Raw genomic sequence first — 22,495 nt, forward strand, 5'->3', positions numbered from 1 at the left:
CAGGGTGAGGAGACTTCACCCAGCCGGGATGAACTCGAGGGCGACGTGGGGCTTCCGCGGGCCCGGCCTGCCGACGGCACCGAGCGGTAGGACCCGATGATCGAACGCGGCGGGGTGAGGGAACCTCACCCCGCCGGGATGACTCGCGTGCCCGGCTTGGCCGGGGCCATCTCAACGCCGCACACGAAGCCCGGCGGCGAGGGCGCCACGGCTGTCGAGATATCCGGCGATTCGATCCTCGGCCGAGGTGTAGAGGGCGCGGCGGCGGTCGCCGGCGGGCAGCTGGTCGAGGGTGCCGGGCAGGTCGAGGACGCGGATGGTCGGCTTGAGGGAGAGCCAGATCGGGATGGCCTCGGCGTTGGTGACGACCCACCGCCGGTTGGGCTGTTCGGTGAACGTGAACCTGGCCAGGACCCCCTCCCGGTTGGCGTCCTTCGGGAAATCGTGGCGGGCGAGGGTGTTCCCGACACCGTAGGCGATCCACTCGTCGCCGACCCGCTCGAACGGCTGCACGACGTGGGCATGGTGACCGATGATCAGGTCGATGTTCGGGTCGGTGATGAGCTGTCTGGCCCAGGACAGTTGCTGGCCGTCTGGTGTGTGACTCATCTCTGTGCCCCAGTGGGCGGAGAGCACGATGATCTGCGCTCCGGCCCTGCGGGTAGCGGCGGCGGCGGCGCGGATCGCGGCGACGTCGATGCGGTTGGCCAGCCACGCCTTGCCGGCTGGCGGTTCCAGCCCGTTGAAGTGCATCGACCAGGAGAGATGACCGATCTTGACCCCGTTGACCCCGTAGATCGCCGGCGTGGCCTGCTCGGCAGCGCTACGGAAGGTTCCGGTGTGGCGCAGACCGGCCGCGTCCAGGGCGTCGAGGTTGTCGTACACGCCTCGCTCGCCCTGATCCAGGGAGTGGTTGCTGGCGGTGGAGCAGGCGTCGTAGCCAGCGGTCCTGACCGCGGGGGCCAGATCGGTGGGGGCCCTGAAGCGTGGGAAGTCCCTGGGCTCGCCGGGCCCCAGAGGGGCCTCCATGTGACAGATGGCCAGGTCTGCCGACTCGACGTCGGGGCGGATCGAGGCGAAGATCGGGTCGAACTCGTACCCGGCGCGGCCGGCCGCCGCGGCGTCGGCCCGCGCCTGCCGCCACGTCGGCGGGTGCACGAGAATGTCACCGGAACCCAGGATGCTGACCTGGCGTGGCGTGCCCGCCGCCCGTTGCACGGCGGTTGCCGCAGATTGCGGTGACAGGCGCTCGCGGGCGAGGTCACCGCCCTGCGCCCACCCGCCGGCCGGGTCTACGACCAGCGCGGTGACGAGCGCGACGCGGACGACGAATGCACGCATCTCGAAGGTGCTCCCTTCCCGGCGGACGACGACCTTAACGACCGGCCGCGGAGCCATCCCTGCGCTGGTCCGCCGCGCCCAGAAGTTTGTTCCCTCGAACCTCGATCGCGGTGAGACCACTGTCGAGTGGCATGACCCGGGGGCAGGGATGCTCGCGCGTCAGGAGGTCGGCCAGATTCACCGCGATCCGCCTGCCCGATTCGAGTTCGGAGGGCGCATCCCGCTTCCCCTGGCACTTGCGCGTGATGTCCTGACCGCTGTAGTGGCCCTGGTCGAGCGCCTGCGCCGGGCTCATGCCGTCGACGATCACCCCTACCAGCGCCTGGGTGACGTAGTCGGGAATGTGCGAGCCGCCGGCAGCGCCGATCACGAGCCGCAACTTCTTCCCCTCGCGGTCGAGCACGATCGTCGGTGCCTGCGAGGCAGTGGGTCGCTTCTTCGGTTCCTGGACGTTCACCGGCTTGCCCGGTGAGACGGACTCCGTGTCCGTGAAGTTGTTCAACGCGTTGTTGAGCATCATCCCCCGTGCCTCCAGGTGGGACCCGAAGTGGGTGTTGTTGGTGGTGGTCATGGACACCGCGTCGCCGGCGGCGTCGACGATGCTCGCGTTGCTCGTCGGATCACCGACGTCCGTCGTCGCGGGTTGATCGCTGACCGACGGTCCGGGTGGCAGCACCCCCGGGGGGTTGCCCGGTTCAACCGGGTGGATTGCCTTGTCCGGGGAGTAGAGGGCGAAGCGACCGTCGAGATACTTGGCGTCGAGCAGCCCGGCAACGGGCACGGCTTGGAAGTCCGGGTCACCCACGTACGCGCGGCGGTCGAAGTTCGCCAGGCGGCTGGCCTCGACCGAGAGGTGGATGCGGTCCGCCGAGCCGGGCTTGGTCCTCCGCACCTGGCCCCGTTCGAGCAGGCCGAGCATCTGCAGGGTCGCCACTCCGCCGAATGCCGGCGGCGCCGAGGTGCAGACCGACACGTCGAACGCCTTCCGGCACACCTCGGGGCGCTCCACCACTTCGTAGTCGGCGAAGTCCTGCTCCGTCATGAGACTGGGGATGACCACCGGGCCCGCTGTGTTCCCTTTCAGCTTGATGGGGCCCTTGGCCGCATGTTGCGCGATTGCTGGCGCAATCTTGCCGTTCGGGTCGTAGAAGGCGTCCGCGCCGTTGTCCCGCACCTCCCGTAGCACGTCCGCGAGCTCGGGGTTGTACAGCTTGGTTCCCTCCGGCTTCGGTTCGTCCCCGTTGCAGTAGCGGGGGCGCAGGTCGGGGTAGTTGCAGCGCTTCCGGCCGTTGAAGCGCTGTTTGAAACCACCGTGCAGGCTCGGGGACATGGGGAAGCCGTTGGCGGCCAGCCCGATGGCGTCGTCGAAGAGTTGATCCCACGGGAGGGCGCCGTACTCGCCGTGCACCGTCGCGAGCACCCGCAGGGTGCCCGGCACACCGAACGACCGTCCGCTTGCGCCGGCCGCGTTCGGGAAGCGGTCGACACCGAGGGCCTTGCGCTCCTGCTCGGTGGGTGTCCTGACGTTCTCGGTCACGTTCGCCGGGGCTCTGGACAAGCCGTCGAAGAACCGGACCTTGTCCTTGTCGGAATCCCAGTAGCTGACCAGTGTGCCGCCAGCCAGCCCGGAGGCGTGTGGCTCCACGACAGCGAGCACCGCCTGAACGGTTACCGCCGCGTCCGCGGCCCTGCCACCTCGGGCGAGGATCTTGCAACCTGCCTCGACGGCGAGCGGATTGGCGGCCGCCACCATGAATTCCGTACCGACCGCATCCGCCCGCCGACCACTCGTCGGATTCGCACAGGATCCGGGGGGCGGGGCCACAGTGTTCGCTCCGGTGGCGGCTGCCGACAGGGCCGGCAGGATGAGCGTCAGCACCAGCGCGGGAAGGAGGTAGCGCCGCTTTCGTGCGTACATACAACAACCTCTCCGATTGATGCGGGAACGGGTCGTCGTTGGGACATCACGCGTTCCGCGGCAGGAGGCGCCTGTTCGCCGGTCAGCTTCGCTAGCGGCATGGGCTTCGGCTGGCGCATCCGCCTGCAAGGGCCCAGGCGTCGGCGCACCGACGCGGTATTGAGGCCGACACCGGCATCATGGTTCGCGGTGGGGTGACTGCGCAGGGCATCGCGAGAAGTGGTGGCCCCGAGACGGAGGTGTCCCAGGGGGGCACGGTGACCAGCCGCCGACGCACATAACTGTCAGTGAGGAGTCCGCTTCCGCATGTCTACATCGTGTTAGCGTCGGGTAAGCGGCGTCTCCTGATGTGCGCCGCGAGACCGGACCGATTCTCGGGTCTTCGTCCCCGCCGTTCGGTGACGGACCTTCGTCCGAGCACGCCCGCCCTCCCGGCGCGACCGCCATCCTGAGGAGGAATCGTGCAGGAGCACCACGACGCCACGGGCCGTACTCGATGGCGGCGGTTCGCCGCGCTGGCCGTACCGGCGACCGCGGTCGCCGGTGCGATCGTGTTCGGTATAGCACAGGGTGCGACGGCCGCCTCGTTCGCCGTCTCCGGCCAGACCTTCAAGGTTTCCGCCTCAGAGCTGCGCGGTGAGGGATTCGTCCAGTTCGGCGGCGTCGCCCAGGAGGTCGACGGCACACAGCATCCGGTGGCGGTCACTGGTATCCGCAGGGCGCAGCTGTTTGACCTGTGCCAGTCGGTGAAGGTGCCCGGTGCTCCCGTGGTGCTCCGCACCACAGCCGGCGGTGGTGGCAGACCCGCCACCGCGAGCGACCTGGTGATCGAGGCCGAGCAGCTCGAGGGTGACGCCGAGTTCACAAACATCCATATCGGACAGGACGCCTCGACCCTCGAAGGCGGGCCTGACGGCGTGAAGGGCCCGAGGAAGGCCTTCGGCCAGCAGGCTGACGCGGTGACGATCAAGAACCTTCGCCAGGTGGCCCGCTCCACCCAGGCCGGGAAGTTCAATCTCACCGGGCTGAAGCTGAAGGTCGAGACCGGCGCGGCCGCACAGGAGTGCTTCTGAGCTGATCAGCGCCCCCGCCCTCGGTGACGTGGTGGCTGCGCTCGACCCCTCACTCGCAGGAGGCACAGGTGACAAGCGCCGAACCGCGACACGCCCCGCCGAAGCGGAGCCACGGCCCGTGGCACGGCTTCCGCCACTGGCGACGGACCCGGCCGTTCTGGGGCGGCCTACTCACCACACTGGCCGGTCTCGAGATCTTCGCCACCACCCAGATGTCGCTCGCTGGTCTCGCCTTCCAGATGGGGCCGACCGGTTTCCTGTCCTGGCTGGTCCCCATCATCCTGGTGACCTGCGGGCTGCTGATGTGGTTCAACCTGCACCATCGGATGCTCTACGGCGTGGTCGCCGCGGTGACCGTGCTCTTCTCGCTGGTCGCGGTGAATCTCGGCGGCTTCCTCATCGGTGTACTGCTCGGCCTGGCGGGCAGCGGCCTCGGCTTCGGCTGGGCGCCGGACACGCAGCCCACCGCCACCGGCGCGAGCGAGCCGGCCGGCGGCGGGACGGCCAAGGACGAGGCGGCAGGCGACGAAACGGCGCGGGACGAAGGGGGCGGCGAAGGGACGGCGGGGGACAGGAAACCGGACGACGAAACGGGGCGCGACGAGCCGCCAGCCGGTGCGGACCCTGGCCTACAGGCCCCCGACACGACCCCGAGCGCGGGCCGCCGGCCCTCGTCCGCGACCTGATCTCCGGGCGGGGCAGGATGGGGCCACGTGTCTCTCAGCCGGTGCCTGCCGGGCACCAGGAAACCGTTGGGGGCGGGACGTTCCGGCAAGCGGCGGCGGAGGCCACGCGCGGCAGGCGCCGGCAGTGCCTTCCGCGGTTCGTCGCGGTGCTGCTCGGGATCTCCGCCGCGGTGGCGCTCGCCGGGCCGAGCCCGGCGCGGCCGTCCGTGGTGCCCGCCCCGGCGCTGGACGGGCCCACCTGCCCGATCTCGCCGGCCCTGAGTGGCTTGCCGGACGCGAACCCTGCGCCGGCCGGCACAGCCCGCCTACCCTCTTTCAGCGCAGGCAGATACGCAATCGAGCTGGCCGGTCCCGGGCCGCAGGTCCCTGCTCGCGACTGCCTCGACCCCGGGGCGACCCCCACCGAGGCCGGGGAGGCAGGCAAGCCGTTGCCGCTGATTCCCGCCGCGCCGGGGCAGCCGCTCGTGGCAGAGTCCCTCTCCACCGTGACCGGCTCGACGGTGACCATGACTGGCCTCCGCATCCAGGGCATCGTGGACCTGCCTACCGCCGGCGGCACCCTGAGGACGTTGAAGTTCAGCATGGACCGGGCGGTCACCGACGACTTTCTGCTCCGCGCGCCCGGCCCGGGCGGCCGCACCATGCGGTTCGCCGCCGACCGGCTGACGCTGACCGGTGAGGTGGCCCTCTACGCCACCCGTTTCGTCGGACGGCTTCTCGGCGTCACGATCACGCTGACCCCGGACCTGCCGGTCCCTGCCGGCATCCCCGTCACCTCGCCGATCACGATCAGCGATCCGGTGATCGACCTGGCCTTCATGAACAGCCACTCGCTGACCGCCCGGCCAGCGTTGAAAATGACCTTCGGCTGACGGGGTGGAGGTGAGGTAGCGTCCTCCCGCTGCCGTCGACAGTCTCAGCGTTCCCCGCGACGCTGCCGCATAACCATCCGCGCGTAGCGGGTTGGCCCGGAAGCCACGGTATGACCACATCCCGACGGCGCTGGCACGGCATTCGGTGAACACCTCATACACGACATGGATTCGTCGCCCCGCGTGTTTGCCCAAATCCGGCCCAGCCCTCCTCCTGCGCGGGTAGGTTGTGGCGTTTTCTGCGGCGGGGGCCCGGGTAAGCGCCGGGCGATGGCCGGGAAGCCAACCCGATGGGAGCTTCACGATGAACCCGATTTTCCGCAAGAGCGTGCTGTCTGTTGCTGTCATGGCCGGCGGGACGATCGCTGGTCCGGCGATCGCTGGTCCGGCGATCGCTGGTCAGGCATCTGCCGAGCCGGTGACGCCCGTCGCGCCCGAGCAGGTCGAGAGCGCTCCGGCCGTCGTCGAGCAGGCGCAGCCGCCGCCGGCTCCGCCGCCGTCGCCTCCGCCCCCAGCGGACGAGGAGAAGCGGGTGCTCCACTATGACTATGAGCGACAGCCGAACTCCTACTACTGTGCGCCGGCCGCAACGCGGATGGCGCTGTCCACCCAGGGCAAGGTCGTGAGCCAGGAGCAGGTCGCCGACAAGCTCGGCACCACCCAGGCCGGCACCAACTCGGTCGACGACACCACCCGGGTGCTCAACGAGCTGACCGGCGGTGGCTACGAGACCACCGAGATCAAGACCCCTGAGGCCGAGCCGGCTCAGGTGGACAAGCTGCGCACGGACGTGGTTGAGGCGGTCGACGCCAAGCGTGGCGTGGTAGCCAACATCATGGGCACCGCGGTCGACACCCAGGGCAACCAGTATTCGTACCCGGGTGGGCACTATCTCACCATCGTCGGTTTCCGCGACGGCGGTGACACGATGAAGATCGCCGACCCGTACGACCCGTCGAAGCACTACTGGATGAGCGACGACAGGGTCGCTGACTGGATCGCCGAGCGCGGCTACTCCAGCTGAGCCGATTCAGGAGAAGGCTGGCCGGGTCCCGGAACGGGATCCGGCCCCTTCACGCATTCTGATCAAGCAAGCAGCACCGGCGAGGCGCCGGCCGCCGGCTGGCATCAGCCGAGGACCAGCCCCGGGTCGGGGTCCTGGCCCGGTGCGGGGGCGGGGATCCGGTACTCCTCGGTGAGCGTGGTCATGGGGCCGGGCCAGGTGGCGCGGGCGACCTCGATCGGCTTGCGCTGGGCATCGTAGGCGACATGCAGCAGGTGCAGCACCGGGGTGTCCGGGCGGATCTGGAGGATCTCCGCCTCCTCCCGGCTGGGCTGGCGGGCGCTGATCGTGTCGCTCGCGGTGACGTACCGGCGGCCGGTGGCCTCCTCGGCCTCCTGGTAGAGCGGGCGGCCGAACGCCTCGGCCCGTTCGAGGGAGGTGCCGGCGGTGTCGGCGGGCAGGAACCAGGAGGCGCCCACCTCGACGGGGGAGTCGTCGGTGCGGACGAGGTGCCGCCGGCAGAGCAGCTCGGTGCCGTCGGCCACCCCGAAGGCGTCGGCCACCTCGGGCGGGGCGGGGGCGCGGCCCACCGAGACGAGCTGCTGCCGGTACCGGGCGGCCAGGTCGGTGTGGTAGCCGCGGAAGCCGCCGTACCGGCCCCGGGAGAGCCGGTTGAGCCGGCGCCGGGTGCCCCGGACGTACGTACCGGAGCCGGGTTTGGTGATCAGGATGCCCTCGACCCGCAGCTGGTCGACGGCGCGCTGCACGGTCTGCTTGGCCACGCCGAACATCTCGGCGATGGCCGGGATGGACGGCAGCCGCTCGCCGGGCCCCCAGTCGCCGCGGCGGACCTGGGCCTTGAGCTGCGCGGCGATCTGCCGGTGCGGGAACTCGGCCGCGCCGGGATTGATCTGCATCGCCCGCCTCCTCCTGACAGCTAGGTTCCTAGGATGCCGTAGAGGGTGTGACTTCGCCACCCCGGACACGAAGAAACCGGGCCCTCGGCAGGACCCGGTCTTCGTCGGGGGACAGCTACCAGGAGCCGGCGGTCGGGCCGGCGGAGCCGCCCCGGCGGCGCAGGTACTTCTCGAACTCCTGGGCGATCTCGTCACCGGTCAGCGGGGTGATGCCGGCGTCCCCGACCCGCTCCTCCAGCTCACGGACGTACTCGCCCAGCTCGGCGTCCTGCTCGGCGGCGCTGCGCACCCGCTGCTCCCATTCGGCGGCCTCCTCGGCCAGGTCGGCCATGGGCACCGGCAGGTCGAGCACCTCCTCGACCCGGTGCAGCAGCGCCAGAGTGGCCTTGGGGCAGGGCGGGTTGTTGGCGTAGTGCGGCACGTGCACCCAGAACGACACGGCGTCCACCTCGGCCCGGGCGCAGGCGTCGTGCAGCACCCCGACGATGCCGGTCGGCCCGTCGTAGCGGGTGGGGGTGAGCTGGTAGCGCTTGGCGGCGTCGGCGTCCGACGCGCTGCCGCTGATCGGCAGCGGCCGGGTGTAGGGCACGTCGGCCAGCAGCGCGCCGAGCAGCACCACCCGCTCAACCTCCAGGCTGTGGCAGATCTCCAGCACCTGCTCGCAGAAGGTGCGCCAGCGCATGCTCGGCTCGATGCCCCGGATCAGCACCACGTCCCGGTCGGTGCCCTCGGGGCTGGCCACCATGAACCGGGTGGTCGGCCACTCGACCCGACGGGTCTCGCCCTCGGCCATGGTGATGGTCGGCCGGCTCACCTGGAAGTCGTAGAAGTCCTCCGGGTCCAGCTCGGTCACCTGCCGGGCCTGCCAGACCTGCTCCAGGTGCTCCACGGCCGCGGTGGAGGCGTCCGCGGCGTCGTTCCACCCCTCGAAGGCCGCGATGGCGACCGGGGACCGCAGCACCGGCAGTCCGTCGAACTCGGTCACGCCGTCACCTCACCCTGCTCGTCGCGAGCGGCACCCAGGCGTCGCCCGGCCGTCCGCCCGCCTACGACCAGTTCCAGGTCGCGGCGCGTCTGACGCCGCGCCGCGACCTGGAACTGTCGCACGGTCGCGTCGCTGATGTCCTTCACGTCCGCCAGCCTACGTGCCGCCGCCGGGCGCGGCCCGTCGGCCGCGCCGGTCTGCCGGCCCGACCACTCGGGGCGAACCGGATGAAAGGTGCGCGGTGATCCCGCTGACAGTATGTGGGAAGCGCAGGTTGCGGTGACCGGTCGGCGCCGGGCCGCACTAACCTGGCCCTGTGCGGACTTCGTTGCTCGATGCGCTGGCGGACCGGATCCTGATCGCCGACGGGGCGATGGGGACGATGCTCCACGCGGCCGACCTGACCCTGGACGACTTCGACGGCCTCGAGGGCTGCAACGAGATCCTCAACGTCACCCGGCCGGACGTGGTCCGCGGCGTGCACGAGGCCTACCTGGCCGCCGGCGCCGACTGCGTGGAGACGAACACGTTCGGCGCCAACCTGCCCAACCTCGCCGAGTACGGCATCGCGGAGCGGATCCGTGAGCTCTCCGAGGCGGGTGCCCGGCTCGCCCGGAAGGCCGCCGACGCGTACGCGACGCCGGAGCAGCCGCGGTTCGTGCTCGGCTCGATGGGCCCCGGCACCAAGCTGCCCACCCTCGGGCACGCGGCGTACGCGACCCTGCGGGACGCGTACCAGGAGAACGCCGCCGGGCTGATCGCCGGTGGGGCGGACGCGCTGATCATCGAGACGTGCCAGGACCTGCTCCAGGTCAAGGCCGCGGTGGTCGGGTCGAAGCGGGCCCGGGCCGAGCTGGGGCGCGACGTGCCGATCATCTGCCAGGTGGCCGTGGAGACCACCGGCACCATGCTGCTGGGCAGCGAGATCGGCGCGGCGCTGACCGCGATCGAGCCGCTCGGCGTCGACCTGATCGGCCTCAACTGCTCGACCGGCCCGGCGGAGATGGGTGAGCATCTGCGCTACCTGTCCCAGCACGCGCGGATCCCGGTCTCGGTGATGCCGAACGCCGGGCTGCCGGTGCTGACGGCCGACGGGGCGTACTTCCCGCTGAGCCCCGTCGAGCTGGCCGACGCGCTGGACCAGTTCGTCACCGACTACGGCGTCGCCCTGGTCGGCGGCTGCTGCGGCACCACCCCGGAGCACATCCGGATGCTGGTCGAGCGGCTGCGCGGGCGGCGGCCGGTGGCCCGGGAGCCGCGTCCCGAGGCGGGCGTCTCGTCGATCTACCACCACGTGCCGTTCGCCCAGGACGCCAGCATCCTGATGGTGGGGGAGCGGACCAACGCCAACGGCTCCAAGGCGTTCCGTGACGCGATGCTCGCGGCCGACTGGCAGGCCTGCGTCGAGATCGCCCGGGGCCAGGCCCGGGACGGCTCGCACCTGCTGGACCTCTGCGTCGACTACGTCGGCCGGGACGGCACGCAGGACATGCGCGAGCTGGCCGGCCGGTTCGCCACCGCCTCCACCCTGCCGATCATGCTCGACTCCACCGAGCCGGCGGTGGTCGAGGCGGGGCTGGAGATGCTCGGCGGCCGCTGCGTGGTCAACTCGGTCAACTTCGAGGACGGCGACGGCCCCGAGTCCCGCTACGCCCGGGTGATGCCGGTGGTCCGGGAGCACGGCGCGGCGGTGGTGGCGCTGCTCATCGACGAGGAGGGCCAGGCCCGCACCAGGGACTGGAAGGTACGCGTGGCGTGCCGGCTCATCGACGACCTCACCGGCCGGTGGGGGCTGCGCCGGGAGGACATCCTCATCGACGCGCTGACCTTCCCGATCGCCACCGGCCAGGAGGAGACGCGCCGCGACGGGATCGAGACGATCGAGGCGATCCGGGAGATCGCTGCCCGATACCCGGGGGTCAACTTCACCCTGGGCATCTCCAATGTCTCCTTCGGCCTGAACCCGGCGGCCCGGCAGGTGCTCAACTCGGTGTTCCTGCACGAGTGCGCGCAGGCCGGGCTGACTTCGGCGATCGTGCACGCCAGCAAGATCCTGCCGATGTCGAAGATCCCCGACGAGCAGCGTGAGATCGCGCTCGACCTGGTCTACGACCGACGCCGCGAGGGCTACGACCCGGTGCAGCGGTTCATCGAGGTCTTCGAGGGCGTGGACGCCGCCTCGGCGCGGGCCACCCGGGCGGAGGAGCTGGCCGCGCTGCCGCTGGACGAGCGGCTCAAGCGGCGGATCATCGACGGCGAGCGCAACGGCCTGGAGGCCGACCTGGACACGGCGATGGCCGAGGGGCGTACGCCACTGTCGATCATCAACGATCTGCTGCTCGACGGCATGAAGGTGGTCGGCGAGCTGTTCGGCTCCGGCCAGATGCAGTTGCCGTTCGTGCTCCAGTCCGCCGAGGTGATGAAGACCGCGGTGGCCTACCTGGAGCCGCACATGGAGAAGACCGACGACGACGGCAAGGGTCGGATCGTGCTCGCCACCGTCAAGGGCGACGTGCATGACATCGGCAAGAACCTGGTGGACATCATCCTGTCCAACAACGGCTACGAGGTCGTCAACATCGGCATCAAGCAGCCGATCAACGCGATCCTCGACGCCGCCGAGGAGCATCGCGCCGACGCCATCGGCATGTCCGGCCTGCTGGTCAAGAGCACCGTCATCATGAAGGAGAACCTGGCCGAGATGGCCGCGCGCGGGGTCGCCGAGCGCTGGCCGGTGCTGCTCGGCGGCGCGGCGCTCACCCGGGCGTATGTGGAGGACGACCTGCGCTCGATGTTCCCCGGGCAGGTGCACTACGCCCGGGACGCGTTCGAGGGGCTGTCCCTCATGGACCGGGTGATGACGGCCAAGCGGGGCGGCGCGCCGGTGGTCGACCCGGAGCGGGAGGCCGCCCTGGCGGCGCGCCGGGAGCGGCGGGAGCGGCAGCGGGCGCTGGTCCGCGAGGTGCTGCCGGAGCTGGACGACGCCTCGGTCCGCTCCGACGTGGCGGCCGACGTGGAGGTGCCCACCCCGCCGTTCTTCGGCACCCGGGTGGTCAAGGGCATCCCGCTGGCCGACTACGCGGCGCTGCTCGACGAGCGGGCCACCTTCCTGGGCCAGTGGGGGCTGCGCGGTGCCCGGGGCGGCAAGGGCCCGTCGTACGAGGAGCTGGTGGAGACCGAGGGGCGGCCGCGGCTGCGCTACTGGCTGGACCGGCTCATCTCCGACCAGATCCTGGAGGCGGCCGTGGTGTACGGCTACTTCCCGGCCTACTCGGAGGGCAACGACCTGGTGGTGCTGGACGAGAACGGGCACGCCGAACGGGCCCGGTTCTCGTTCCCCCGGCAGCGGCAGGAGCGCCGGCTCTGCCTGGCCGACTTCTTCCGGCCGCAGGGCGAGCAGCTGGACGTGGTGGCCTTGCAGCTGGTCACCGTCGGGCAGCCGATCAGCGAATACACGGCGAAGATGTTCGCCGGCAACGAGTACCGCGACTACCTGGAGGTGCACGGCCTGTCGGTGCAGCTCACCGAGGCGCTGGCCGAGTACTGGCACCGGCGGATCCGCTCGGAGCTGGTCCTGCCTGGTGGGCGCACCGTCGCCGACCAGGACCCGGCGGACGTGGCCGGCCTGTTGCGCACCGACTACCGGGGCTGCCGGTACGCGTTCGGCTACCCGGCCTGCCCGGACCTGGAGGATCGGGCGAAGATCGTGGAGCTGCTCGGCGCCGAGCGGATCGGCGTCCAGCTCTCGGAGGAGTTCCAGCTCGTCCCCGAGCAGGCCACCGACGCCATCGTCGTCCACCACCCCGAGGCCAACTACTTCAACGCCAAGTGATCACCGCAGGCGCTCTGACCTGCGGCGGAGCACCTGGAACGGCTTCGATTTCCATGATCATGCCGTTTCCAGGCCGTCCGGGGTCTGCGGATCGTCCGCGAAGGCGTGGTCGATCGCGCGGCGGGTGCGGTCCTCGCTGGCTGGCAGCAGGTGCGTGTAGATCCGGAGGGTGAAGCCGGGATCGGAGTGGCCGAGGTACGCCGAGAGGGCCTTGACGCTTTCGCCGGCGTCGAGCAGGACCGAGGCGTAGGTGTGCCGGAGCACGTGCATGCCGTTGTGTCGGTTGTCGGGGACGCCCGTGGCGCGGATTGCGGGCTTCCAGACGCCCGAATTGAAGCCCGTCCGGCTCAGCGCCGTACCGGCCGGGGTCGTCAGGTAGAGCGACACCGTCCGCGGCTCGCCGGTCGAGGTGCCCCAAGGGAGGGTGACGTGACCGGCGGGTACTGCTTCGCATGCTCGGTGAGCCGGCGCGACACCGACTCAGGTAACGGAACATCCCGCACCTTGCCGCCCTTGGGCGGCGCGAAGATCAGGCGTCCCCGGACGAGCTTGACCTGACGAGTCACGTGCAGGACCGGCCGGGCCGGGTCGACGTCGTCCGGGCTGACCCCGAAGATCTCACCCTGCCGCAGGCCGCAGCCGGCGCCCAGGTCGACGGTGACCCGATAGCGGTCTGTGACAGCAGCGCGGAAGCGGGCGCGTAGGTCGTTCGGCCAAGGGACAACCTTCGGCGCTTGGTACTTCGGTGGCCTGATCGACTCCTCAAGCGGGAACTCGGCAGCCAGATCCTCCGCGAGTCCCCGCTCTGCGGCTTCATACGAAGCACATGAGTGGTTGGCGACCAGTCCGGCCAACCGGGGCGTGAAGCCCTGCCGCATGAGCCATCGTGCCCCGTCCAGGGCGTGAAAGCCGGTGTCAACGATGGCGGGGGCGTAGCCGATGTCGTGTAGCCACGCCGCAGCAACCAGCAAGTCCCGCTCCTCTGGGCGAACCAAGCGCTCCATTCGGCGAGACTTGGCTCCTACCGCTCGAACGTGCCTCCACCTACGGGGCAGGGCCACTGCTAGATGCTCTTCGGCTACCTCCGCCGCCAGCTGCGCGTCAATCTGCACAAGGCGAGCGTACGACCAGCGCCTGCTGCCGCACCACCGAGCGCGACTCCCCAGTCTGGCGCCCTCCGCACTATGGCTGCGGGACTCGTGCGGCCCCACGGGGTCCTTTCCAGCAGGCTGCCAGCGGGCCGCCTTCCGGTAGCCGGTGCCAACCTTATTCCTAGTACGGAACAAGTAGCGTCCCGAAAATGCTTTCCCGCATGCGTCCTTCGGCTTAGTACATACCGCGTCCACCTATCACCGCACCAAACGTTCTAATGAAGACCAAGGCATCCGTCCTAAATGAGCCGTCCCTTACGTATGCGAGATCAAGTCCAACGCCTTCTTCCCATGACAGGTCTGATCCTCCACTGACCTGCCACAACCCAGTCAAGCCGGGATTAACAGCGAGTCGCGCCCTTACCCGTTCGTCGTGCCAGTCTAGTTCTGTCGGTAGGACTGGCCGAGGGCCGACTATTGAAAGTGATCCAAACACAATGTTCATCAAGGTGGGCAATTCATCGAGGGACCACCGCCGCAATAGCCGCCCAACTCTCGTGACTCGAGGGTCATCGCGCATCTTGAACATCAAGCCATCAACCTCGTTCCGCTCCGTCAGCTCAGCCCAAAGGGCATCAGCGTTCACTACCATCGTGCGGAACTTGTAGAGGCCGAACCGAGTGCCGCCCTTACCTACCCTGACTTGCCTGAAGAGTACCGGCCCACGACTGTCAAGCTTAATCGCAAAGGTAATAGTCAGCAGTAGTGGGGCCAGGAGGAGCAACGCTAGAGCCGCGATGGGCCGCTCGAAAGCGGGCTTCACTGCTCTCCAAATTGTCCGTCGTGCCTGAGATGATTCCAGGGATGGTTGTGGCGAATCCGCGAAACCGTTTTGGCGGGCGTATACGACAGCCTCGGTTGCATCGACTGCGCCACGGATCCTTGCCTCTAGTAGCGCTAGGTCTATGTATATGCCCATGAACGCATGCGCCAACGCGTTGGCGACTACTGTGGGCAGTCGGCTTGGTCGGGGAACCCGGCGAGTCGGCTTGGGGACCCAGCCCGGGGCGCGCAGTTCCTTTCCTCCTTCATCGGCTATGAACAACGCAGCGGCGAGTCCGGCGCAGCGTAGAGCCGCCGCTCTTGCCTCTCGACGTGCGCCGACGATGCTGGGTGCGCGGCGTCGACGTGCAGAAGAGCGACTTAGAGCGCTCTTGCCAGCAGCCCGGAGAAGGTAAGCCTGCTTCTGCAATTCGTCAGCAAGCTCCTCGCAATTGTGTCGGGATCCGGCAGACTGACGGCCAGAGTGCGGTTGAAGCCGTCGGTGCTTGAGGTACTGATCAACTAATTGCTCGGCCAGGGTCATTTGGCGCATCGCTTGTCCGGCGTCGCAGCTCCGTGACTCCTGCCACATCTTGCTGAGGACTTCCGCGATGAGTGCCGATTCGACGTACGGGCCGGCAGCCTTTAAATCATCCCGTAAAATTCCTGCGAAGAAGCCGCTTGCCGCGCGGTTATCTATATTAGGATGCGGATCCTTCCGGTGTGCCGTGGCGGCATTCCTCATGAGGACCGAGAATCCAGCGTCCCGTAGAGAGCTGTGGCCTGTACCTGTGAGAGTCCAATATTGGTACCGGCCAGGGCGGCTGCTGAAGCCATCCCGCTGCATGGCTGTATCTATTTCGTCAAGGTGCGGCAAGCGAACTGCTCCCGCGCCAGCGGTTTCCATCCTCATCCACTGAGAGAACGCCTCGGCATCCTCGTAACGGACACCAACAACCGGATGATTTTCCATCCCCTTCGGGAAGACGTCCTCAACCCAGTGGTCCGGCACTCTTTTCTCGGAGATCGAGTCGAGAAAATACTGGTACTCCACGCAAGTGATTTCAGAACGCGAAATGAAATGGTCTCGCTTCAGCGCAATATCCCTAGAGCTCCGAAGTATAAGCCGAACTTGCGCTGCCGCCCGTCGGCTAGCGGGGTTTTGACGCGCGTCCGGCGGATTTACCACTGAATCCAGCAGCGACCGCATTTCGGCAGTAACCTCGCGCGCTTCCTCGACGCATTGTGCGGCGAGCGCGATGATTGCTGGGTCCTGTGGTTGAGAAAGGCAGGCCTCGACGATAGGAGTCGCATCGGCAAAGGCCGCATACAGCAGGGTTGTTTCACGCCACCAAGGTGAACGGAGGTCGGCGAGCAAATCGACTATCTTGCCGTGTTCGCGAATGTGGTCTGCGGCTAAGAACTCCTGAAACGTTAGATGCGCGAAGGCAACCGTGCCCCGTTCCTTTTCGATTAGTAGGCCCGAAGACTCTTCGACACTTTGCAAGAACTCCGCAGGGGTGAGTTTGTCGGAAACCCGCGCGAGCGCCTCTTCGATCCATTGGCAGGCTTGGAAGGACGCTACCTCACTGACTTCCTGGTGCATCATTTCGAATGCGAGAACCCGCAACACGGCTTGCTTCTGACGACTCGGCAGGTCAACTGGGACTCCGCGGGCCTGGTGCCGCTTCCCCAAGAATACCTCGCAAATCTCCTGATAAAGCTCGGATCGGCTTCCTGGGAGGGCACCTCGATAGTGGTGAACATTGGCAATCATGGTGAGAAGTAGGGGGTTGGCGGTGAGATCAGCCAGCTTCGGTGTCTCCTCCAACCTTGAGAGTAGGTCGGCGGCACCAGTCTTTGCAGCTAGCTTTGACGATTCATTCCAGCCGCCGTGTGACCGTGCAGATACCGCACCATACCACTGTTGTACAAAGGCGGCAATTTGTGTGCTGCCGAACCGCTGCACCTCGACGACGGTCGCCCCGCTAACCGGGTTGTCCTTATAGCCGAATGGGCGACTAGTTACAACAATGACATTGCCGGCCTGACTACTCGCCTGTTGTTCCAACCAGGCCGTAAGCGACCTCCGAATGTCGGAGTCGGGCATCTCATCGAGCCCATCGAACATCACCAAGAGTTTCCCTCGGCGCAGGTTCGCCTCGATCCAACCAGGTGGTTCTGTGCGCTCGACGTTGGTGAGACTTCGCCGTATGAGATCGACCATGGTGGGAGGGCTCTCGGCCGACCAGTCCTTGTGCTCCCGAAGATTGACGATGATGGGGATTCGACTCGGGGCGTCGAGCCTTAAGGCGGCTAGGCCGCCCTTGCCTAAGGTGTAGGCTACGTGCCGCAGCAGAGTGGTTTTTCCGCTGCCAGGGGGTCCAATAATGGCAAGAACTGATCCGTCTCTTTGCGCCCGGCGCAGCCAGTGCCAGACTGTTCCATCATCGAGCCTTCTGTTTTCGGCGCCTTGCCGACCTAGCGGATGGGGCGAGAGTTGGTGGAGGGGTGTTGCAACAAGAGCAAGGCGTACCAACACATCCTTCATCTCGAGAGTGTATTCACCCTGTGTGGATAGGCCCTTGACGTCCATGTAGCGGGTCGACGCCACCACATAGCGGAGGTACTTCCCGGTGAATGACGATATCCGCCTCTGAATCCACCCATCAATTGCGTCCGCAGTGCGAGTGGCCCATTGGTCGCGCAGATTCCGGAGCACTGCTGAGAGGAATCCTACCGCTAGGATGAACAGCTCGTATAGCAATAGGAGGAGGGCGGCTAGCCAAGGATTGGCGCGCAAGTTTGGTAGCGTTGACAATGCGACTACCGGTCCTGCGGTTGCAGCGAGGAGGAGGCCACCTGCCCGCACCAAGCCAGGCAGCCGCGAAGGTTCGTCCGCCATGCCGTACCTTTCGATGGGTCAAGCCAAGGTAGATGTTGGCGTCTAGGGCCAAGGGTCAGCCGATCAGGGCGTTTTGGTGTCAGTTTGCTGACACCCGGGAGGCCGCTGCCGTACCGCACCAGCAGTGCGTCTATGAGGGCTGTCTGAAGCGCCTGTCTATGGCTGTGTTCTCTCAGGGATGTTCTGTCGGGCCTGCTCGCGTGTGATGACTTTCTGTACGAGGTCAAGGCGGCCCGCTTCGCAGGCCGCGCGCGCCGCCGAACCTGGGCCGGGCCGATGGCCCGCCGCCGCGCCTCTGGCCTTCGTCCGCCAGCGCGGCGGTGACAGCCCGCCGGCGGCGCGACAACGAGGAAGCCCCGGGCCGCCAGTGAGACTGGCAGATCCAGGGCTTCGATGTGAGTGGGCGCAGAGGATGCCTCCGGCGGGGGCCAGACGACTCCAGGATGGGTTGACCAAGGCCGCGGTTCGTGGTGGTTGAGGTGGAGTGCCATCCCGTCAGTCACCGATCCAGGCAGAGCCAAGCGGACCAGGACCAGGACGACAAGGTCGTACGTCCGGCAGGGCGCTCCACCTTGTCGCCCTGGCCCTGGTCCGCTCCACCAAGGTGTGGGTCGGCGGCAGACGGGATGGCGAGCTGCCTAGGGATCCGAACTGTCGGTGCCCAAGTTGACTCTTCCAAGAGCCGTGCCGGTTCCTTAGGCTGTCAAAATGACATCGTCGATTGACCGCGCTGACCTCGTTGAGCGGATTGGCGCCTTGGCGGCGAAGGCATCCGACCCGCCCGATCTTGCTCGCTATAATCCAGGCTCTGCCCATTATGAGTCGGTGCGATCGCAGCAATTCGTCGGCCTGTCGGCAGGTGAGATCGAAGGGCTAAGTCGAGACTTGGCTGATTATTTCTCCATCGACATCGACGCAGATCTGAATATCAGACTTAGTCCGAATGACGGCGAGGGTATGAATCCCCGCTACATGGGGCAGCGTGTAATCGCGCGAGCACGAGCAGCTGGCGCAGAGCGGGCGCTCCATGCATTCGAGCAGCTCTTTACAGTCAACAGGCGACATCTGCAGGGGGTTATGGCTGTATGGGGTCTGCACCCTGTGAATGCGTTTGAGATCTGGAACGGAATTTGGCTGGGGCCGCTAAGCTTAGTCTCGCCCACGCAGCCGCGCGATATCTTGCTCGGGATACCAACACTTGCTGGAGATCCCTACGAGACGCCAGGATTTCAGGTGAACGCGCGGCCTAAGGCAGCATTAACATGGCAATACACGGTCGATCCGGTTATATCGTTCGGCACCTTCCCGCCCCTGCCTTCCGACGGCTCTGAGGTCGAGGCGGTAGATGTCGTACGTTGCCTTACCCTTGTTTCTTCCCGGCAGGTCTCCCACATTGCTACCTGGTATCAGACGGACCATCTTGCCGATGCCCTCCCCGCCGTTGCCGGCTGGGGTGGTCAGTTGATTACGTGGGCACACCAGTTTGAGGTGGAGCCGGAGGAGATTGACGAAACTCTTGCCAAGCTGGTTGTGCACGGCTTTTTTGCGATGCATGAGAGAGACCAGCGAAGGATTCGAGTCGTACTTGATCGGTTGAATGCCGCAAGGATCGAGTCGGCTTCCCCCGAAAGTCGTGCGATCGATCTGGGGATCGCTATCGAGGCTCTCCTGTTCAATCCAAAAGATCCGGCGGGTGAGATAAATTACAAGTTCAAGGCGCGAGGCTCCGTCTTGGCGTCGTCCAATCCCGAGGAGCGCAGGAATGTGGCCAAGTTGCTTGATCGCATATACAACCTGCGAAGTATCGCCGCACATGGTGGCTCCTTCGATGAAGGAGATGGCTCGGTGCGCGCAACGTTGGTCGCTGGGATCGAATTGGCGGGTTCGCTTATCGTGAGGGTGATCAAGATCGGTAAGATACCTGAAAGCTGGAACGGGTTAATTCTTGGCTGGGAACGGATCGATGTTTGAGTTGGACGCAGCGCTGATAGATGGCGATGCGGGCGGGTTGCCGCAGCCATGGACGCCAGCCTCGTCCGTCGTCGGCTTACCACCCCGAAGCGGTCCAGCAGTAAGGGCGTGAAAGACAGCAACCGGCATGACTCGAGACTGAGAGGAACCACCGCGACCGCCCTCGGACCGTCGACCAGCGGCGTGAGCTGAGCGGGACCGGAATGCCGATCTCTGGGGGACAGGCCGACTTGCCAGGGCCGAGGGGCACCAAGATCATGCCGTCTACAGGCCGTCCGAGGTGAACCAATGGTGACCAACGACGACGATTGACGGCAGAGCCCCATGCAGGTCAGCGGCCGTTCGGTCCGGTTGGCGTGGGTATGCCGAGCGCCTTCCACATTGCAACGCCAAGTGACGCCGTCACCCTGACTGAGCTGCATGAACAGCCTCCGGCTACCAACAAGTCGGAAGACATGGGTGACTCTTCCGGCTAGCCGGGTGGTGAGGGCGGCTCGGGCGGACGTTTGCGGGCGCGGGCTGCGTCGGATATGGCGATCCCGGTCAGGACGAGGGCAGCAGCGGCGGCGACCATTACTGGCGGCAGGGGGAGCATCGCCGGTGTCAGGGCGACCAGCGCAAGGACGCCGATCGGTCGGGACCGGGACACGCGGCCGAATACCGCCTGCTCGAAGCGGGCGCGCCCGGCCAGGTACAGCGCGGGTCCGCCGAGGATGGCGGCGATCCAGGCAGGTGGGGTGTGCCCGAGTGGATGGGCGATGACAAGTTCGTCGCCGACGGCGGCAACGACCACGCCGGCCACCATGGTCAGGTGGGCGTATGACGCCGATCGGGCGAGGCGGGTCGGGTCGGCAGACGCGGCGATCGCTCCCGCCAGGACCTCCCCGGCGCGGTATATGTAGATCCGCCACAGCAGCACGGTGGTCGCGATCGACACTCCGAACGCGGCGGCCCGGTCAGGCGCGAAGCCGCCCCTGCTCAACCCCAGTCCCGTCACCAGGATCAGGTCACCGAGCGCGATAATGAAGAACTGCCGGTAGCGCTCGGACAGGTGCTCGCCCGAGATCACAAGGTCTTGGCTGGGCGTACGACCCGCCCCCGGGGTGGGGAAGCCGATTCGGCCTGCCGTGTGGTCAAGGACCACCGCGAGTGCCCACAAGCCGCCACGCGCCGTGCCGTGCACGAGCGCCCCCGCGATCCACGGCAGCGCCGACAGGCCGTACCAGAACAGCCCGCGCACGCTGTGGCGCTGCAGCTCGTGGCCACGCAGAACGACCACGAGGACGAGCCCTCGGCCGAGCTGGATGGCGACGTACGCGCCTGCGAAGATCAGGCCCGTGTCGCCGAATGCCTCGGGCACCGCGGCCGCCATCACCAGGGTGCCGACCATGGTCGCGATGACCAGCGCCTGGACTACCGGTCGTTGCGGATCCGTCCGGTCGGTTAGCCACGCGGTGCTGGACCAGACCCACCACATGGCCGCCAACAGCACCAGCGTCCGCAAGGCGCCGCTCCACCCGAGATCCTCGGCCAGACCGCGCGAGAGCTGAGCGAGCGCGAGGACAAACACCAGGTCGAAGAAGAGTTCCAGGAACGTAGCCCGCTGCGGATCCCCCGGTCTCCGCAGCAGCTCGGCCGCCCTGCTCGTCGTCATCGGCTCGCCCGTCCTGCCAGTTTTGCCCAGTTTGGAGCATTCTGTCATGTGCCAGTGGCGGTGACTGCGGACGTGCTGCCGTGGCCTGGAACACGCGGACGGTGCGGACGATGCCGTCGGGTGCCCAGGCGCACCGTCGCTGCGCCCAGCAGGGTCGCGGCGGCCAGCGGCAGCCACAGCGCCGCCGCGCCCAGGCTGAGCAGACCGGTGATGATGAGCGGATCGACGGCCCGGGCCAGGCCGTAGCTGAGCTGCCAGCGGGCGAGCGCGCGCCCTGTCAGGTGTGGCGGTGCTGACTCGATCACCAGCGGCACGCTGCTGCCGGTGTAGAGAATTTCACCCAGCGTGTAAGGCACGATGACCAGCGCGACGAGCACGGTGCCGGGGCCGCCGCCGGTCGCCTCGCCCAGCCAGAAGGCGAGGTAGGAGCCGGCGAGCAACAGGCCGGACCAGAAGAGCACGGTGCGGTGCGGCCACTTCGCGAGGCGCACTACCACGACCAGCTGCAGCGCAATCACCATGACGGTGTTGGCGACGAAGATGCCCGAGGGCCACGCCAGGGACGCGTGCAGGCCCTGCACCAGCAGCAGCGGCAGGGCGATCTCGAGAATGTCGGCGTAGAACGCGTACGGAATGCCGGCCAGGGCCAGGACGGTAACGGTGCGTAGACCGGCACCGCGCGCTTCCTTCGTTGCCGCAGTCGGGGCGGGGGCCGGAACATCTTGATGGGGCAGCGGCACCCGGGCGATCACCGCCGCGCCGAACGCGCACCCGAGCGCCGTCGCCAGCGCGAGCCAGCGGAGCGCCTCCGGCCCGCTCGCGACCAGAACGGTGCCGAGCAGGGCGCCGGCGCCCAGGCCGGCGTTGCGCAGCGAGCGCCCCGCGGCCAGCGCCGTCGTACGCCGGGCCGGGCCGGCCAGCGCGGCGACCAGGGCGGAATTGGTGGGTGGAGCGATCTGCGTGCCGACACCGATGAGCACCGCACCGATCGTGAATCCGGCGATGCCGGGCACCAGGGCGAGCAGCAGCGATCCCACCGCTCGCACCAGTAGCGCGGCGACGGCGGGGGCGCGCCGCGCTCCGCGGTCGATCCACCATCCGGCGAGCGGGACGGCGCCGAGGCCGGCCAGCATGCCGACGGTCAGCGTCATACCGGTCTGCCGCGCGCTGAACCCGATCAGCACGGCGTAGATCACGATGAACGGGCGCAGCAGCCCGGAGGTCGCTGCCTCGACTGTGGCGCTGAGCGCGTAGCGGCCGCCGCCCGGGACGCGGACCAGCTCACGAAGTGTCGTACGGGTGGTCGTCACGGCTCCGATCGTCCGGCCGTACGGCTGCGACGGGACCCAGGTTGGCCAGCGTCGTCAATCCATGCCTCGTCGATTGACAAACGACGTCAATCGGTCTGCCCGGGCGCGGACCCCT

The 22,495-nt window shown here is 67.7% G+C and carries 14 protein-coding genes and 3 pseudogenes; 6 read left to right on the forward strand and 11 right to left on the reverse strand.

What is annotated here, in order from left to right:
• Positions 1 to 171: 171 nt before the first annotated feature.
• On the reverse strand, positions 172 to 1,341 hold the full coding sequence (locus tag ABZV78_RS11650) for a CapA family protein (RefSeq protein ID WP_355637730.1): 1,170 nt from the start codon (positions 1,339 to 1,341) through the stop codon (positions 172 to 174).
• 34 nt (positions 1,342 to 1,375) lie between these two features.
• Positions 1,376 to 3,259, reverse strand: coding sequence for a gamma-glutamyltransferase family protein (locus ABZV78_RS11655; RefSeq protein WP_355637732.1), 1,884 nt, complete (start codon positions 3,257 to 3,259; stop codon positions 1,376 to 1,378).
• Between the two features lie 461 nt (positions 3,260 to 3,720).
• On the opposite strand from ABZV78_RS11655, the gene ABZV78_RS11660 reads away from it, so the two are divergent.
• The 4 genes and pseudogenes from ABZV78_RS11660 to ABZV78_RS11675 all read left to right on the forward strand — a co-directional run bounded on the left by ABZV78_RS11660 (position 3,721) and on the right by ABZV78_RS11675 (position 6,914).
• Positions 3,721 to 4,332: a DUF6230 family protein gene (locus ABZV78_RS11660; RefSeq protein ID WP_355637734.1), complete on the forward strand. Its 612-nt coding sequence runs from the start codon at positions 3,721 to 3,723 to the stop codon at positions 4,330 to 4,332.
• Between the two features lie 68 nt (positions 4,333 to 4,400).
• A pseudogene (locus tag ABZV78_RS11665) lies at positions 4,401 to 4,796 on the forward strand (DUF6114 domain-containing protein); the annotation flags it as partial.
• Positions 4,797 to 5,059: 263 nt separating this feature from the next.
• Positions 5,060 to 5,890: a hypothetical protein gene (locus ABZV78_RS11670; protein ID WP_355637736.1), complete on the forward strand. Its 831-nt coding sequence runs from the start codon at positions 5,060 to 5,062 to the stop codon at positions 5,888 to 5,890.
• 304 nt (positions 5,891 to 6,194) lie between these two features.
• A complete protein-coding gene (locus ABZV78_RS11675) occupies positions 6,195 to 6,914 on the forward strand; it encodes a C39 family peptidase (protein ID WP_355637738.1) in 720 nt (239 codons plus the stop codon).
• Between the two features lie 104 nt (positions 6,915 to 7,018).
• Here the strand turns inward: ABZV78_RS11675 and ABZV78_RS11680 are convergent, their stop codons facing one another.
• The 3 genes from ABZV78_RS11680 to ABZV78_RS11690 form a co-directional block, all read right to left on the reverse strand.
• The gene (locus ABZV78_RS11680) at positions 7,019 to 7,810 is read right to left on the reverse strand and encodes a GntR family transcriptional regulator (protein WP_355637740.1); all 792 of its coding nucleotides are present in this window, start codon (positions 7,808 to 7,810) and stop codon (positions 7,019 to 7,021) included.
• A gap of 115 nt (positions 7,811 to 7,925) precedes the next feature.
• On the reverse strand, positions 7,926 to 8,795 hold the full coding sequence (locus ABZV78_RS11685; protein WP_355637742.1) for a PAC2 family protein: 870 nt from the start codon (positions 8,793 to 8,795) through the stop codon (positions 7,926 to 7,928).
• Entirely contained in the window at positions 8,792 to 8,941 is a 150-nt protein-coding gene (locus ABZV78_RS11690; protein ID WP_355637744.1) for a hypothetical protein, read from the reverse strand. Before ABZV78_RS11690 ends, ABZV78_RS11685 begins: the two co-directional genes overlap by 4 nt.
• Positions 8,942 to 9,111: 170 nt before the next feature.
• Between ABZV78_RS11690 and metH the strand changes: the two genes are divergently transcribed.
• Positions 9,112 to 12,627, forward strand: coding sequence for a methionine synthase (gene metH / locus ABZV78_RS11695; RefSeq protein ID WP_355637745.1), 3,516 nt, complete (start codon positions 9,112 to 9,114; stop codon positions 12,625 to 12,627).
• A gap of 57 nt (positions 12,628 to 12,684) precedes the next feature.
• On the opposite strand, the gene ABZV78_RS11700 is transcribed toward metH, so the two are convergent.
• The 4 genes and pseudogenes from ABZV78_RS11700 to ABZV78_RS11715 all read right to left on the reverse strand — a co-directional run.
• On the reverse strand, positions 12,685 to 13,014 hold the full coding sequence (locus tag ABZV78_RS11700) for a tyrosine-type recombinase/integrase (RefSeq protein ID WP_355637747.1): 330 nt from the start codon (positions 13,012 to 13,014) through the stop codon (positions 12,685 to 12,687).
• Positions 12,999 to 13,973, reverse strand: a complete 975-nt coding sequence (locus ABZV78_RS11705; protein ID WP_355637749.1) for an HD domain-containing protein — start codon at positions 13,971 to 13,973, stop codon at positions 12,999 to 13,001. Before ABZV78_RS11705 ends, ABZV78_RS11700 begins: the two co-directional genes overlap by 16 nt.
• A pseudogene (locus tag ABZV78_RS11710) lies at positions 13,954 to 14,526 on the reverse strand (sugar transferase); the annotation flags it as partial. The pseudogene ABZV78_RS11710 and the gene ABZV78_RS11705, both read right to left, overlap by 20 nt.
• An 867-nt stretch (positions 14,527 to 15,393) precedes the next feature.
• Positions 15,394 to 17,445 (reverse strand): annotated as a pseudogene (locus ABZV78_RS11715) (NACHT domain-containing protein); the annotation flags it as partial.
• Positions 17,446 to 18,153: 708 nt separating this feature from the next.
• Here ABZV78_RS11715 and ABZV78_RS11720 point away from each other — a divergent pair.
• Entirely contained in the window at positions 18,154 to 19,416 is a 1,263-nt protein-coding gene (locus ABZV78_RS11720; protein ID WP_355637751.1) for a hypothetical protein, read from the forward strand.
• Between the two features lie 472 nt (positions 19,417 to 19,888).
• Here the strand turns inward: ABZV78_RS11720 and ABZV78_RS11725 are convergent, their stop codons facing one another.
• Positions 19,889 to 21,070, reverse strand: a complete 1,182-nt coding sequence (locus tag ABZV78_RS11725; protein ID WP_355637753.1) for a low temperature requirement protein A — start codon at positions 21,068 to 21,070, stop codon at positions 19,889 to 19,891.
• Positions 21,071 to 21,114: 44 nt separating this feature from the next.
• Positions 21,115 to 22,380 (reverse strand): MFS transporter, encoded by a 1,266-nt coding sequence (locus ABZV78_RS11730; protein ID WP_355637755.1) that lies wholly within the window; start codon positions 22,378 to 22,380, stop codon positions 21,115 to 21,117.
• Positions 22,381 to 22,495 lie beyond the last annotated feature (115 nt).

It is taken from the genome of Micromonospora sp. NPDC004540 (assembly GCF_040610095.1).
In the GTDB taxonomy this organism is placed as follows: domain Bacteria; phylum Actinomycetota; class Actinomycetes; order Mycobacteriales; family Micromonosporaceae; genus Micromonospora.

Excerpts from the sequence above, each read along its gene's own strand:
- ABZV78_RS11650 (WP_355637730.1), bottom strand. The coding sequence starts at position 1,341 with ATGCGTGCATTCGTCGTCCGCGTCGCGCTCGTCACCGCGCTGGTCGTA.
- ABZV78_RS11655 (WP_355637732.1), bottom strand. The coding sequence starts at position 3,259 with ATGTACGCACGAAAGCGGCGCTACCTCCTTCCCGCGCTGGTGCTGACG.
- ABZV78_RS11675 (WP_355637738.1), top strand. The coding sequence starts at position 6,195 with ATGAACCCGATTTTCCGCAAGAGCGTGCTGTCTGTTGCTGTCATGGCC.
- ABZV78_RS11680 (WP_355637740.1), bottom strand. The coding sequence starts at position 7,810 with ATGCAGATCAATCCCGGCGCGGCCGAGTTCCCGCACCGGCAGATCGCC.
- ABZV78_RS11720 (WP_355637751.1), top strand. The coding sequence starts at position 18,154 with ATGACATCGTCGATTGACCGCGCTGACCTCGTTGAGCGGATTGGCGCC.
- ABZV78_RS11725 (WP_355637753.1), bottom strand. The coding sequence starts at position 21,070 with ATGACGACGAGCAGGGCGGCCGAGCTGCTGCGGAGACCGGGGGATCCG.